Raw genomic sequence first — 13,212 nt, forward strand, 5'->3', positions numbered from 1 at the left:
GCAAGGGTTAGACGAGCTGTGTGCCCACTTCAAACCAGCTTGCTCTTGAGTTCAAGATATCTTGAACTGACATTGCTTTCTTGCCCGGTACTTGTAGCTGTTCGAGAACAAGTACACCTTGTCCTGTTGCTACGTAAATACCGGTTTTGTCAGCTTGTAGAATTGTACCTGCTGGCTTGTCTGAAGTTTGTTCAGCCACTCGGCTTTGCCATACTTTGATGCTGTTTTCTGCCGCTTCAAAGTGGCTCATTGGCCATGGGTTGAAGGCACGTACACAACGCTCAATATGAGCCGCATCGTCGCTCCAGTTGATACGTGCTTCTTCTTTACTTAGCTTCTTCGCGTAGTTTGCTAGTTCGTCGTCTTGTTTTTCAGCGACAGCCGTTCCGGCTGCGATATCCGCTAGGCAGTCAACTAACGCATCTGGACCTAGACCAGCTAGCTTCTCATACATAGATGCGCTGGTGTCTGTAGCTTCGATTGGCAGAGTCGCGATTTTAAGCATGTCGCCAGTATCTAGACCAATATCCATCTGCATGATGGTCACGCCTGTCTCTGCATCACCCGCCCAGATAGAGCGTTGAATTGGAGCTGCGCCACGCCAGCGTGGCAGGATAGAGCCATGGACGTTGATACAACCTAAGCGAGGGGTATCAAGGACTGCTTGAGGTAGCAATAAACCATAAGCGACTACTACCATGATATCGGCATTGAGGTCAGCTAACTCTTGTTTAGCTTCATCCGACTTGAAGTTTTCCGGCTGGTAAACAGGGATATCATTTTCAAGGGCAATGTTTTTTACTGGACTCGCAGTGAGTTTTTTACCGCGACCTGCAGGGCGATCTGGTTGCGTGTATACCGCAATAACTTCATGCTCCGAAGACAACAACGCCGCCAAGTGACGGGCGGCGAAATCCGGAGTACCTGCGAAGACAATTCTTAAAGACTGACTCAAGGTAGGCTTCCTTCTTATTAGGTTTTGCTAGCGCTTATTTTGCTTGTTTCTCGTTGAAACGCTTAATTTTCGCTAGTTTATCTTGAATACGTTTACGCTTTAGTGGCGATAGGTAATCAACGAATAGTTTGCCTTCTAGGTGGTCAAGCTCATGTTGAACACAGATAGCTAATAGATCATCAGCGTCGAAGGTGTACTCTTTACCATCGCGGTCTAGCGCTTTCACGGTAACTTCTGCAGCACGAGGCACTAGTGCACGAGCACCAGGTACAGATAGACAGCCTTCTTCAATGCCATCTTCACCGCGTTTCTCGATGATTTCAGGGTTGATCAGCACCATCGGCTCATCACGTGTCTCTGAAATATCGATAACAACAATACGTTGGTGGAAATCAACCTGCGTTGCCGCAAGGCCGATGCCCTCTTCGTCGTACATGGTTTCAATCATGTCATCAACGAACTTTTGGATCTCTGGGGTAACTTCTTTTACCGGTTTCGCCACGGTACGTAGACGATCATCTGGTAATGTTAATACTTGTAATACAGACATATACACTCGAAATATTGAACTGTGCCGAAACAGCTTAAACCTTGTTGGCTCAATTCTAGACATTTTATAGGCCAAATGACAGCATCCTGAAGGTAATTCTACGATTAGATGTCATATACCCAGACCAAGGAACCGAGGTCATGCGCCATTTTTTAACGAGGTTATCGCTAGTTTTCTTGTCACTGTCAGGTGCTGCTGTGGCTCAAGAATCTCTAACACAACTCAACATTAAGCAGGATGCTCCCAAAAGCTACATTGTTGAGAAAGGCGACACCTTATGGGATATCTCAGGTATGTACCTCGATAGCCCTTGGCTGTGGCCGCGTTTATGGCAAGTGAATCCGGATATAGATAATCCTCACCTTATCTATCCGGGAGACAAGCTCTCATTGGTATGGCGTAACGGCCAGCCTGTATTGAGTGTGAAACCGATAGTGAAGCTAAGCCCTAAGATTCGAGTTAGGAATAAAAAAGCGGTACCTACGGTTAATGAAGGGCTGGTATTGCCTTATCTTCAGTCTGATCGATTGGTGACCCAAGCGGATATAGAGTCAGCGCAACGTGTGTTGGGGACAAGTGATGGGCGTAAGTTTCTCACGGCTCAAGACCGCTTGTTTATCTCTGGTCAACAACAACATCCAAAGTGGGGAATCTATCGTGCGGTAGCAACTTATCAACGAACCCAGCCTGCCACCTCAATTGTGTCTTTGCGCTTAGTCGCAACCGCGAAGCTTAGCGCAGTTGATGAGTTGTTCAGCAGCTTAAAGGTTGAGTCGCAGCTGCAAGAAATCCTGATTAATGATGTTGTTCTCCCTGAATTAGCCTTAGATAAGAGTACGTTAACTACTACATTCACTACTACATTCTATCCTTCTCCTACGAAGGTGGGGCAATCTGCCAATATTGTTGGTTCTTTAGAGGGAGCCAAATTCAGCGCCAAAAATCAGGTTGTGGTGATAGATAGGGGGACTGATGATGACTTGCGCCAGGGATCGATGTTTTCGCTTCGAGAATCAGGTGCTGTAGTCTATGGTCAGCAGGGTGAGTACAGCTATGACAGTAATGTAACGGGTAATAAAGTCCAGTTGCCGAATACCGAGATCGGCAATCTGATGGTGATAAGACCTTATCAACATTTTAGTTTGGCGCTGGTGACCCAAAGCAGTCAACCAATCAGTAGTGATACCTTAGCAGTGTCGCCGCTATCTATGGTCTTAAATCATCCTGCACACGATATCGAACCATAGGATTACCAGATGACTGAGCAAGAGTTGGTGGCGTGGTTGAGGTTGAGCTTTGTCCCTAAGCTAGGAATGAAGCGCCTTAAACGCTTACTGGCTATCGATTCTCCACTTAATATTGTTAACTACTCACATGAGCAACTGCAGTCGCTAGGTTTCTCCGATTCTCAAATAACCTATCTTAGATTCAAAACAGAGCCACTGGTTGAAGAGTGTTTATCGTGGCAAGCGAAAAGCGCTAACCATCATCTTGTTACTTACCAATGTACCGCATATCCACCAAGCCTGCGTCAGATAGCTAGCGCACCTAGTACACTGTTTGTGCGCGGTAACACCTCTACACTCAGTGATCCTCAAATCGCGATGGTTGGCAGTCGTAATGCCAGTCTAGAAGGACTACAAACGGCTAAAGCATTTGCTCGAGAGTTCGCGCAGAGCGGTTTGATTGTCACTAGTGGTTTAGCGTTGGGTATTGATGGCTATGCCCATGATGGTGCTCTAGAAGGAGGTGGTGAAACTTTCGCGGTGCTTGGTTCTGGGTTAGATGCTATCTATCCAGCCCGCCACCGTAAACTGGCGCAACGGATTGAAGAGCAAGGCGCGCTAATCTCTGAATTTCGTCCCTCTGCTAAACCTCGTCCTGAAAACTTCCCGCGTCGCAATCGTATTATCAGTGGCTTGTCGCTAGGTACATTGGTGGTAGAGGCGGCAGAAAAGAGTGGTTCATTGATTACTGCGCGCTACGCATTGGAACAAGGACGAGAAGTTTTTGCCTTGCCAGGCTCAATACACAGCCCAACCAGTCGTGGAGGGAACAGTTTAATTAAGTCGGGTGCTTGCTTAGTTCAGAGCGCTCAAGATGTGCTTGTTGAAATAAAAAGCCTGTTAGATTGGTCTATTGAAGTACAACCCAGTCTGTTTGAAGCGCCGATAACCGACAATGAAAATGAACAATTGCCATTTCCACATCTGTTAGCTAACGTAGGGTTAGAGGCGACACCCGTTGATATTTTGGCACAGCGAACCCATATACCTGTGCATGAAGTCATGATGCAGCTCTTAGAGTTAGAACTTTTAGGGCATGTTGTTGCAGTTTCTGGTGGCTATATTCGAAAGGGGAGAGGCTAGCTATGATGATGGACATTCTGATGTACCTGTTTGAAACCTACATCCATAGCGATTCTGAATTGCAGGTGGATCAAGATGAGCTTGAAGAAGAGTTGCTTCGAGCAGGGTTTCACCAAGACGATATTTATAAGGCTCTTCACTGGTTAGAAGATCTCGCAGCACTGCAAGAAACCGATAGCCAAGCGGCGATCTCGGTCTCTTCGAATACCTCTATGCGTATTTATACTAAGCGAGAGATGGCGCGTATTAACCTCGAGTGTCGTGGTTTTCTTCTATTCCTTGAGCAGATCAATGTGCTGACCACTGAAATTCGTGAGATGGTCATTGATCGAGTGATGGGCCTTGAGACCAATGAGTTTGAGTTGGATGATCTCAAATGGATTATCTTAATGGTGCTGTTTAACGTACCGGGTAATGAGAGTGCTTACACGCAAATGGAAGAGCTGTTGTACACCAAAGAGCAAGGTATCTTGCATTAATACAGGCTTGTCATGAGTAGTAAGATTGATCATCAACTTTTCTCAGCTCACGAGCACGCGTTAGAACATGAGGCGTGCCCGCAGTGTGACGGAGAGTTGCAGCTGCGCCACGGTAAACACGGCCCTTTTATGGGGTGTACCCATTATCCTGAATGCGACTATATTAAGCCGTTGCATCAGAATGATGGGCATATCGTCAAAGAACTTGGTGTGCCTTGTCCAAAGTGCCAAAATGAATTGGTATTAAGGCAAGGGCGCTATGGCATGTTTATAGGTTGTAGTAGCTACCCTGAGTGTCATCACATTGAGTCGCTTGACCAACCGAAACAAGAGCAGCAATCATCACCGCAAGTCGCCTGTCCTGAGTGTGGTAAGGGTCACCTTGTTGAGCGCAAGTCTCGCTATGGCAAGCAGTTCTTTGCGTGTGATAACTACCCTAAGTGTAAGTTTGCTGTCAATCAGCCGCCGATTATTGGCCGCTGTGAAGTGTGTCAGTATCCACTGCTGGTGGAGAAGAAAACCGCCAAAGGCACCAAAAAGCAGTGTGCTGACCGAAAATGTCACCACATTCAAGAACAAACATAAAAAACGGCGCTCAATGAGCGCCGTTTTTATTGGATTTCCATTTACTGCATCTGCTCAGCAAAATCGTGGATCGCTGGGTAAGCCCTTTTATCTAAGATCTTAGCTAGACCGCAAAGCGTGCGTTGCAGTTCGGCGTTGTAGTCAGCACTAACATTGATGTGCCCCATCTTACGACCTGCACGTTTTTCTTTGCCATACCAGTGAACATGACAACCGGCCTGCGCCAAGATCGCGTTAGGCAGAGTGTCCTCACCCAGGATATTGATCATCGCCGTCGGGCGAATCAGCTTTGTGCTTCCTAGAGGCATACCACATACGGCGCGAAGATGATTTTCAAACTGACAAGTTTCAGCACCTTGCTGTGTCCAGTGGCCAGAGTTATGAACGCGTGGGGCAATCTCATTAACGAGCAGTGCACCTTGAACATCAAAGAACTCAAGAGCAAGTACACCTACGTAATCCAAGCGCTCAGCAACCGCAGTGAACATAGTCTTAGCTTGTTCCTGTAACTCAACATCATCAATCGCTGTTGATAGGCTCAGCACACCGTCGGTATGAACGTTTTCGGCCAGAGGGTACACCTGAATCTCACCATCTTTACCACGAGCACCAATTAAAGATACCTCACGGTCAAATGGAACAAACTCTTCAGCAACAATCGCTTGGTTGTCGGTCGCCGCGATGCATTCTGCCATCTCAGTCCAAACGGTTTCTACTGCGTCTAAAGACTTAAGGCGCCATTGGCCCTTGCCATCATAGCCACCTAGTGTGCTCTTAAGCACCATTGGTAGGCCAACATGCGAGATAGCGTGGTCAAAGTTTTCGCGAGAGTTGATCACTGCGTATTTGGCGTTCTTCACGCCCGCTTGGTCGAGCAGAGCTTTCTCAAGACGACGGTCGCCGCCAGCTTTGATTGCTTCGGTAGTCGGTAGGAACTTACCACTGCGCTCACACACTTCCAGCACATCATGAGGGATGTGTTCGAACTCAGCCGTAATCACATCCGCACGCTCAATCGCATTCTCTAAGCCATTGCCTAGAATCGCTTGCGTTAATGGGTGAACAATGTTTTTGCTGCCAACATCAAAAGCAGAAATTTCAATATTCAGCGGAGCCCCAGCTAGGGACATCATGCGAGCAAGTTGGCCCGCGCCTAACACAAGAACATGCATGGGAATTAGTCCTCTGCAGGGTTTGGATTAGCTAGTACCGTTTCTGTTTGCTCAGAGCGGAACGCCTCTACTTTTGCCATCACATCTTCATTGTGCGTACCAATGATTTGTGCCGCGAGAATTCCTGCGTTAGCTGCGCCCGCTTCACCAATAGCTAGCGTACCAACCGCGATACCTTTAGGCATCTGAACGATAGAAAGAAGTGAGTCCATGCCTTTTAGAGCTTTAGACTGTACTGGTACACCAAGAACAGGAACGCTAGTAAATGCTGCTGCCATGCCCGGTAGGTGAGCTGCGCCGCCTGCACCTGCAATGATCACCTTAATACCACGCTCTTTTGCACTCGTTGCGTAATCCGCCAGTAGTTGAGGAGTACGGTGAGCAGAAACCACTTTTGTTTCGTACGCTACGCCAAATTGATCCAACATATCCGCTGCTAGCTTCATTGTTGGCCAATCAGATTTAGAACCCATGATAATACCGACAGTCATCTCAAACTCCTTCAGGTACGATTTGATTAAGTGATTAGATAATTTGCGCGCATTATACGGGGAAAATTGCTCAAGGAAAACGTTTGCGTCAGTCAAAGTTGCTATTTGATACATTTTATAAACAAATAGCTTTAGTAACAGTTAGTGATTATTTGTACACTTAACGAGTTTAATAGCAGATATAGATGAGGCAAATCGTGGACAACTTTCAGCATACTTTACAGGCATTACAACAAGGTGAGGTGATCGCCTATCCAACTGAAGGTGTATTTGGTGTTGGTTGCGACCCTGATAACCCGCAAGCCATCCAGAAATTACTTGAACTTAAACAGCGTCCGATGGAAAAGGGCCTCATCCTAATTGCTGCCAGTTATGAACAGTTGCTCCCTTATATCGATGAAAGTCAGCTGACCTCTGAGCAACTGGCAACGGTAAAATCGACATGGCCAGGCCCTGTTACGTGGATCATGCCAGCCAGTGCACAAGTGACGGATTGGGTAAGTGGTCAATTCGATTCAATTGCGGTACGTGTAACCGATCACCCTTTGGTACAGAAGATGTGTAATGCGCTTGGAAAGCCGTTAACCTCTACCAGCGCAAACCTATCGGGTGAGCCGCCGTGTATGACCACTGAAGAAGTGAAGCAGCAGCTTGGTCATAAGCTGGTGGCCATTCTTGAGGGTGAAACGGGAGGCCGTGATAAGCCGAGTGAAATCCGTGATGCAAAGACTTCTCAAATATTAAGACAGGGCTAAACCCTGCATAAAGGAAGAAACATGTCAGCAATTGATAAAGATGCGGTAAAGCAGTTCTTGCTCAACTTACAAGATTCGATTTGCCAACAACTAGAACAAGCCGATGGTGTTGCGGCGTTTGAAGAAGACGCATGGCAACGTGAACCTGGTGAGCGTCTTGGCGGTGGTGGTCGTACGCGCGTTATGACTAATGGTGCTGTATTTGAGCAGGGGGGGGTGAACTTCTCTCACGTCGCGGGTAAAGAGATGCCAGCATCAGCGACCGCACATCGACCAGAGCTTGCTGGCCGAAAATTTGAGGCAATGGGTGTTTCGTTGGTGATCCATCCTAAGAACCCATATATCCCAACCTCTCATGCCAATGTACGATTTTTCATTGCAGAAAAAGAGGGTGAAGCGCCTATCTGGTGGTTTGGCGGTGGCTTCGACCTGACCCCGTTCTACCCATTTGCTGAAGATTGCCAATCTTGGCACCAAACAGCGAAAGATCTATGTGCGCCATTTGGCGATGACGTGTATCAGCAGCATAAAGAGTGGTGTGATAAGTATTTCTATTTGCCTCATCGTGATGAGACGCGTGGTGTAGGCGGCTTGTTCTTTGATGATTTGAATGAGTGGGGCTTTGAGAAGAGCTTTGCTTACATGCAAGCGGTTGGCGAGGGTTATACCCAAGCTTATCTGCCAATTGTTGAACGAAGAAAAGAGACGCCTTACGGCGAACGTGAACGCGATTTCCAACTCTATCGTCGTGGCCGCTATGTTGAATTTAATCTAGTTTATGACCGTGGCACCCTATTTGGTCTACAAAGTGGTGGGCGTACCGAGTCGATTCTGATGTCGATGCCACCATTGGCACGATGGGAGTATCGATACGAACCTCAAGAGGGTTCACCAGAGGCGCTACTGTACACAGACTATTTAAAACCTAGAGTTTGGTAAGACTTCCTTCCTTATAGGTATAGTGATAGGGTCATCATTCGATGACCCTTTTTCATAAGCTCTGTTAGGTAAGGATATGACACAGTACATAGATCGCTATGCCGTTTTTGGAAACCCAATTAGTCAAAGTAAATCACCATTTATTCATACGCTATTTGCTCGCCAAACGAACCAGCAACTTACCTATACATCTCAACAGCCTGAGCCCGGTGATTTTCTCAATGCGGCGAAAGATTTCTTTGGCAATGGTGGTAAAGGCTGTAACGTCACAGCACCGTTTAAAGAAGACGCATACCAATTTGCGGATCGTCTAACTGAGCGAGCTCAACTAGCTGGCGCTGTGAATACGCTTAAAAAGCTTGATGATGGCGAGATCATTGGTGACAACACCGACGGTGAAGGGCTAGTCCAAGATTTATTGCAACACCAAGTGGTATTAAAAGACGCTCGTATCCTACTGCTTGGAGCTGGCGGCGCAGCAAGAGGAGTGATTAAGCCATTGCTTGACCACAGTCCTCGCCAATTAGTGATTGCCAACCGTACTGCTTCCAAAGCACAACTACTCGCAGAAATGTTTACTTCCTTTGGTAATGTCTCAGGCATTGGACTTGATGAGGTGCATGAAGGCTTTGATGTGATCATTAACTCCACTTCTTCAGGGTTGAGTGGTGAGCTTCCACAAGTGTCCGCCGAGATATTCACACCAACAAGTACCGTTTATGACATGGTCTATGGTTCGGGACACACGGTCTTTAATCGCTGGGCATTGGATAATGGTGTCCATGCCGCTTACGATGGCCTAGGCATGCTAGTGGGTCAGGCGGCTGAAAGCTTTATGTTGTGGCGCGGTCTAAGACCGGGTACAAAGCAAATCCTCAGAGAATTAAGAAAGAACCTAGAGGCTTAATAATGAATCAGTCAATTTTGTTTCCTGATATCCAAACCTGGGATGCGGAGAATCAATGCGTCGTTTTCCCTGCTCAACAAAGTGGCGCACTTATTGAGTGTACTATTACCCTAGAAGAGCTAGGAAAATTGGCAGGACGTAAAGTAACAAATGAGCAAGCCATTGAGGTGTTCAGTGAGTTGCGTTTTGACTTAGAAGAACTAGCAGAAGAGTTAATAGAAGAAGAGGAGTTTAACTCCTCTGGTCAAATCGAGATTCAAGCGTCTTAAACAGGGCGAACTGAATCTAGATAGTCATTTTTGTTCTGAACATAGTTGTCGGCAGACTTCTGGAGAAAAGCACGTTCTTTATCTGTTAAAGGACGTGCTTTTTTTACTGGGCTTCCCACATATAAATAACCGCTCTCCAAAACTTTGTTTGGCGGAACTAAACTGCCTGCACCAATCATTACTTCTTGCTCTACGACAACATTGTCTAGAATGATCGCTCCCATTCCTACCAATACCCGATCTTGAATGGTGCAACCATGCAACATCACCTTATGGCCAATCGTGACATCATTACCGATAATCAAAGGGTAGCCGTCAGGATTCTCCTTGTTTTTATGAGTGACATGAAGAACTGAACCATCTTGGATATTTGTACGTTGACCAATATGGATATGATTAACATCGCCTCTTGCTGCAACCAAAGGCCAAACACTAGAGTCGTCACCAATCTTGATATCACCAACTAATACTGCGGTTTCATCTATATAGACATCTTGGCCTATTTTCGGTGCGATACCTTTATAACTGCGTATAGAACTCATAAATCCTCCTTTATATAGCTAGCTTAAGAGCATTATTGGGTCTCTGACTAGGATAAATGGCCGTTTTTGGGTGTTTTTTATCCGAACAATCAAAAAACTAAAAAAAACGCAAAAAAGGGCTTGCCAATGTGATCGCAATCTCTATAATGCCACCTCGCTGACACGGGATGGCTTCGTAAGAAACCAAAACGAATCAGCAAGCCAAATTAGCCAAGCTAAGCGCTTGAAAAAAGTTTTGAAAAAAGTGGTTGACACTAAAACTTAAATCGCTAAAATGGCCGTCCGATTTGAGCGAAGCTCAAAAAGGAAAAGCTCTTTAACAATTTAAACCTATCAATCTGTGTGGGCACTCGTTGATGAATATCAAAAAAGAAACTTCGGTTTCAACTTGATTTCAATGAACTGAGTGACCAATTCGAATCGTAAGATTCGGCACAGTCAATTCAACATTACTATGTAATGTAATCAGTATTCATTGAGTCGACAAAATCTTAAATTGAAGAGTTTGATCATGGCTCAGATTGAACGCTGGCGGCAGGCCTAACACATGCAAGTCGAGCGGAAACGAGTTATCTGAACCTTCGGGGAACGATAACGGCGTCGAGCGGCGGACGGGTGAGTAATGCCTAGGAAATTGCCTTGATGTGGGGGATAACCATTGGAAACGATGGCTAATACCGCATGATGCCTACGGGCCAAAGAGGGGGACCTTCGGGCCTCTCGCGTCAAGATATGCCTAGGTGGGATTAGCTAGTTGGTGAGGTAATGGCTCACCAAGGCGACGATCCCTAGCTGGTCTGAGAGGATGATCAGCCACACTGGAACTGAGACACGGTCCAGACTCCTACGGGAGGCAGCAGTGGGGAATATTGCACAATGGGCGCAAGCCTGATGCAGCCATGCCGCGTGTATGAAGAAGGCCTTCGGGTTGTAAAGTACTTTCAGCAGTGAGGAAGGGGGTGTCGTTAATAGCGGCATCTCTTGACGTTAGCTGCAGAAGAAGCACCGGCTAACTCCGTGCCAGCAGCCGCGGTAATACGGAGGGTGCGAGCGTTAATCGGAATTACTGGGCGTAAAGCGCATGCAGGTGGTTTGTTAAGTCAGATGTGAAAGCCCAGGGCTCAACCTCGGAACTGCATTTGAAACTGGCAAACTAGAGTACTGTAGAGGGGGGTAGAATTTCAGGTGTAGCGGTGAAATGCGTAGAGATCTGAAGGAATACCAGTGGCGAAGGCGGCCCCCTGGACAGATACTGACACTCAGATGCGAAAGCGTGGGGAGCAAACAGGATTAGATACCCTGGTAGTCCACGCCGTAAACGATGTCTACTTGGAGGTTGTGGCCTTGAGCCGTGGCTTTCGGAGCTAACGCGTTAAGTAGACCGCCTGGGGAGTACGGTCGCAAGATTAAAACTCAAATGAATTGACGGGGGCCCGCACAAGCGGTGGAGCATGTGGTTTAATTCGATGCAACGCGAAGAACCTTACCTACTCTTGACATCCAGAGAACTTTCCAGAGATGGATTGGTGCCTTCGGGAACTCTGAGACAGGTGCTGCATGGCTGTCGTCAGCTCGTGTTGTGAAATGTTGGGTTAAGTCCCGCAACGAGCGCAACCCTTATCCTTGTTTGCCAGCGAGTAATGTCGGGAACTCCAGGGAGACTGCCGGTGATAAACCGGAGGAAGGTGGGGACGACGTCAAGTCATCATGGCCCTTACGAGTAGGGCTACACACGTGCTACAATGGCGCATACAGAGGGCAGCCAACTCGCGAGAGTGAGCGAATCCCAAAAAGTGCGTCGTAGTCCGGATTGGAGTCTGCAACTCGACTCCATGAAGTCGGAATCGCTAGTAATCGTAGATCAGAATGCTACGGTGAATACGTTCCCGGGCCTTGTACACACCGCCCGTCACACCATGGGAGTGGGCTGCAAAAGAAGTGGGTAGTTTAACCTTCGGGAGGACGCTCACCACTTTGTGGTTCATGACTGGGGTGAAGTCGTAACAAGGTAGCCCTAGGGGAACCTGGGGCTGGATCACCTCCTTATACGAAGATATTCACGATAAGTGTCCACACAGATTGATACGGTTTAGAAAGTAAAAGAGACGAAGATATCCCAATATCTTCATGCAGTGTCCCGTTCGTCTAGAGGCCTAGGACACCGCCCTTTCACGGCGGTAACAGGGGTTCGACTCCCCTACGGGATACCATTGGGTCGTTAGCTCAGTTGGTAGAGCAGTTGACTTTTAATCAATTGGTCGCAGGTTCGAATCCTGCACGACCCACCACTATCTTTCTCCCAGCAGATAGCGGTCAATATCGATTTCAGAACTATCGTGGGCGATTAGCTCAGTTGGGAGAGCACCTGCCTTACAAGCAGGGGGTCACTGGTTCGAGCCCGGTATCGCCCACCATCTTTAAGCGCATTAGCGATAGTGCTTTTAAACATGGTTTCAGTATAACGAAATCTGCTCTTTAACAATTTGGAAAGCTGACTGATTTAAATAACACAGTTATTTAAATCAAATTAAAAGTTCTCAATGTTTATCCCTTCTTAGTTAATAAGAACGGTATAAACACAACACAAACACATTCAAGTGTCTTGTATTCGATTCAAATTTAATTTGAATCACCATTGAGTCCGGCAAACACGTAATAAGAATTAACCCTTCTTATTACAACCAAAAACCTTGGTTGATTTACCATCAACATCAAAGACCTCTTCGGGTTGTATGGTTAAGTGACTAAGCGTACACGGTGGATGCCTTGGCAGTCAGAGGCGATGAAGGACGTATTAACTTGCGATAAGCCCAGATTAGGTAGTAAAAACCTTTTGAGTCTGGGATTTCCGAATGGGGAAACCCACTTACATAAGTAAGTATCTTGTTGTGAATACATAGCAGCAAGAGGCAAACCGGGGGAACTGAAACATCTAAGTACCCCGAGGAAGAGAAATCAACCGAGATTCCGAAAGTAGCGGCGAGCGAAATTGGATTAGCCCTTAAGCTTTTAATGATGCAGGTGAAGGCTCTGGAAAGTGCCGCAATAAAGGGTGATAGCCCCGTAACCGACACATCATAATCAGTGAAATCGAGTAGGGCGGGACACGTGATATCCTGTCTGAATATGGGGGGACCATCCTCCAAGGCTAAATACTACTGACTGACCGATAGTGAACCAGTACCGTGAGGGAAAGGCG

Annotated in this window: 13 protein-coding genes, 3 tRNA genes and 2 rRNA genes; 13 read left to right on the top strand and 5 right to left on the bottom strand. The window is 46.9% G+C overall.

The features are described from left to right. Window positions 1-7: 7 nt before the first annotated feature. Complete coding sequence (fmt, locus tag AC6R05_RS10165) at window positions 8-955, bottom strand: methionyl-tRNA formyltransferase (protein WP_150870647.1); 948 nt, start codon at window positions 953-955, stop codon at window positions 8-10. Between the two features lie 34 nt (window positions 956-989). Beyond that, window positions 990-1,505 carry a peptide deformylase gene (gene def, locus AC6R05_RS10170; protein WP_032548665.1) on the bottom strand — a complete coding sequence of 172 codons (516 nt, stop codon included), beginning with the start codon at window positions 1,503-1,505 and terminating at the stop codon, window positions 990-992. A 140-nt stretch (window positions 1,506-1,645) separates the two neighbouring features. Between def and AC6R05_RS10175 the strand changes: the two genes are divergently transcribed. Genes AC6R05_RS10175 through AC6R05_RS10190 form a run of 4 tightly spaced genes read left to right on the top strand, consistent with a single transcriptional unit; the run spans window position 1,646 to window position 4,938 of the window. Continuing rightward, the gene (locus AC6R05_RS10175; RefSeq protein ID WP_500647277.1) at window positions 1,646-2,752 is read left to right on the top strand and encodes a LysM peptidoglycan-binding domain-containing protein; all 1,107 of its coding nucleotides are present in this window, start codon (window positions 1,646-1,648) and stop codon (window positions 2,750-2,752) included. A gap of 9 nt (window positions 2,753-2,761) precedes the next feature. Next, the gene (dprA, locus tag AC6R05_RS10180) at window positions 2,762-3,874 is read left to right on the top strand and encodes a DNA-processing protein DprA (protein WP_500647278.1); all 1,113 of its coding nucleotides are present in this window, start codon (window positions 2,762-2,764) and stop codon (window positions 3,872-3,874) included. A gap of 2 nt (window positions 3,875-3,876) precedes the next feature. Then, window positions 3,877-4,353 (top strand): DUF494 family protein, encoded by a 477-nt coding sequence (locus tag AC6R05_RS10185; RefSeq protein WP_032548670.1) that lies wholly within the window; start codon window positions 3,877-3,879, stop codon window positions 4,351-4,353. 12 nt (window positions 4,354-4,365) lie between these two features. Next, window positions 4,366-4,938, top strand: coding sequence for a DNA topoisomerase family protein (locus AC6R05_RS10190; RefSeq protein WP_150870654.1), 573 nt, complete (start codon window positions 4,366-4,368; stop codon window positions 4,936-4,938). 41 nt (window positions 4,939-4,979) lie between these two features. Here the strand turns inward: AC6R05_RS10190 and AC6R05_RS10195 are convergent, their stop codons facing one another. Both AC6R05_RS10195 and purE read right to left on the bottom strand, forming a co-directional pair. Beyond that, window positions 4,980-6,110, bottom strand: coding sequence for a 5-(carboxyamino)imidazole ribonucleotide synthase (locus AC6R05_RS10195; protein WP_500647279.1), 1,131 nt, complete (start codon window positions 6,108-6,110; stop codon window positions 4,980-4,982). A 5-nt stretch (window positions 6,111-6,115) separates the two neighbouring features. Further along, a complete protein-coding gene (gene purE, locus AC6R05_RS10200) occupies window positions 6,116-6,601 on the bottom strand; it encodes a 5-(carboxyamino)imidazole ribonucleotide mutase (protein ID WP_032548673.1) in 486 nt (161 codons plus the stop codon). Between the two features lie 197 nt (window positions 6,602-6,798). On the opposite strand from purE, the gene tsaC reads away from it, so the two are divergent. The 4 genes from tsaC (at window position 6,799) to AC6R05_RS10220 (ending at window position 9,471) form a co-directional block, all read left to right on the top strand. Further along, complete coding sequence (tsaC, locus tag AC6R05_RS10205; protein WP_331439953.1) at window positions 6,799-7,356, top strand: L-threonylcarbamoyladenylate synthase type 1 TsaC; 558 nt, start codon at window positions 6,799-6,801, stop codon at window positions 7,354-7,356. A 21-nt stretch (window positions 7,357-7,377) separates the two neighbouring features. Beyond that, window positions 7,378-8,295 carry an oxygen-dependent coproporphyrinogen oxidase gene (gene hemF, locus AC6R05_RS10210; protein ID WP_150870660.1) on the top strand — a complete coding sequence of 306 codons (918 nt, stop codon included), beginning with the start codon at window positions 7,378-7,380 and terminating at the stop codon, window positions 8,293-8,295. 76 nt (window positions 8,296-8,371) lie between these two features. Beyond that, a complete protein-coding gene (gene aroE / locus AC6R05_RS10215) occupies window positions 8,372-9,202 on the top strand; it encodes a shikimate dehydrogenase (RefSeq protein WP_500647280.1) in 831 nt (276 codons plus the stop codon). A gap of 2 nt (window positions 9,203-9,204) precedes the next feature. Then, window positions 9,205-9,471, top strand: a complete 267-nt coding sequence (locus tag AC6R05_RS10220; protein WP_500647281.1) for a DUF1488 family protein — start codon at window positions 9,205-9,207, stop codon at window positions 9,469-9,471. Here the strand turns inward: AC6R05_RS10220 and AC6R05_RS10225 are convergent. After that, window positions 9,468-10,013 (bottom strand): gamma carbonic anhydrase family protein, encoded by a 546-nt coding sequence (locus AC6R05_RS10225; RefSeq protein ID WP_500647282.1) that lies wholly within the window; start codon window positions 10,011-10,013, stop codon window positions 9,468-9,470. The genes AC6R05_RS10220 and AC6R05_RS10225 overlap by 4 nt on opposite strands. Window positions 10,014-10,506: 493 nt before the next feature. Here AC6R05_RS10225 and AC6R05_RS10230 point away from each other — a divergent pair. The 5 genes from AC6R05_RS10230 to AC6R05_RS10250 form a co-directional block, all read left to right on the top strand. Next, window positions 10,507-12,059: ribosomal RNA gene (locus AC6R05_RS10230) — 16S ribosomal RNA — on the top strand. An 88-nt stretch (window positions 12,060-12,147) separates the two neighbouring features. Then, window positions 12,148-12,223: transfer RNA gene (locus tag AC6R05_RS10235), tRNA-Glu, on the top strand. A 2-nt stretch (window positions 12,224-12,225) separates the two neighbouring features. Then, window positions 12,226-12,301, top strand: a tRNA-Lys gene (locus AC6R05_RS10240). A gap of 50 nt (window positions 12,302-12,351) precedes the next feature. Further along, window positions 12,352-12,427 (top strand) — tRNA-Val (locus AC6R05_RS10245). Window positions 12,428-12,747: 320 nt separating this feature from the next. Continuing rightward, window positions 12,748-13,212: ribosomal RNA gene (locus tag AC6R05_RS10250) — 23S ribosomal RNA — on the top strand; the annotation flags it as partial.

This window comes from Vibrio sp. R11-SG3-ISO9 (assembly GCF_059834255.1).

Bases quoted from the DNA above. Each gene is read 5' to 3' on its own strand.
- aroE (WP_500647280.1), top strand. From the start codon at position 8,372: ATGACACAGTACATAGATCGCTATGCCGTTTTTGGAAACCCAATTAGT.
- hemF (WP_150870660.1), top strand. From the start codon at position 7,378: ATGTCAGCAATTGATAAAGATGCGGTAAAGCAGTTCTTGCTCAACTTA.
- dprA (WP_500647278.1), top strand. From the start codon at position 2,762: ATGACTGAGCAAGAGTTGGTGGCGTGGTTGAGGTTGAGCTTTGTCCCT.
- purE (WP_032548673.1), bottom strand. From the start codon at position 6,601: ATGACTGTCGGTATTATCATGGGTTCTAAATCTGATTGGCCAACAATG.
- AC6R05_RS10225 (WP_500647282.1), bottom strand. From the start codon at position 10,013: ATGAGTTCTATACGCAGTTATAAAGGTATCGCACCGAAAATAGGCCAA.
- AC6R05_RS10185 (WP_032548670.1), top strand. From the start codon at position 3,877: ATGATGATGGACATTCTGATGTACCTGTTTGAAACCTACATCCATAGC.
- def (WP_032548665.1), bottom strand. From the start codon at position 1,505: ATGTCTGTATTACAAGTATTAACATTACCAGATGATCGTCTACGTACC.
- AC6R05_RS10190 (WP_150870654.1), top strand. From the start codon at position 4,366: ATGAGTAGTAAGATTGATCATCAACTTTTCTCAGCTCACGAGCACGCG.
- AC6R05_RS10175 (WP_500647277.1), top strand. From the start codon at position 1,646: ATGCGCCATTTTTTAACGAGGTTATCGCTAGTTTTCTTGTCACTGTCA.
- AC6R05_RS10220 (WP_500647281.1), top strand. From the start codon at position 9,205: ATGAATCAGTCAATTTTGTTTCCTGATATCCAAACCTGGGATGCGGAG.
- AC6R05_RS10195 (WP_500647279.1), bottom strand. From the start codon at position 6,110: ATGCATGTTCTTGTGTTAGGCGCGGGCCAACTTGCTCGCATGATGTCC.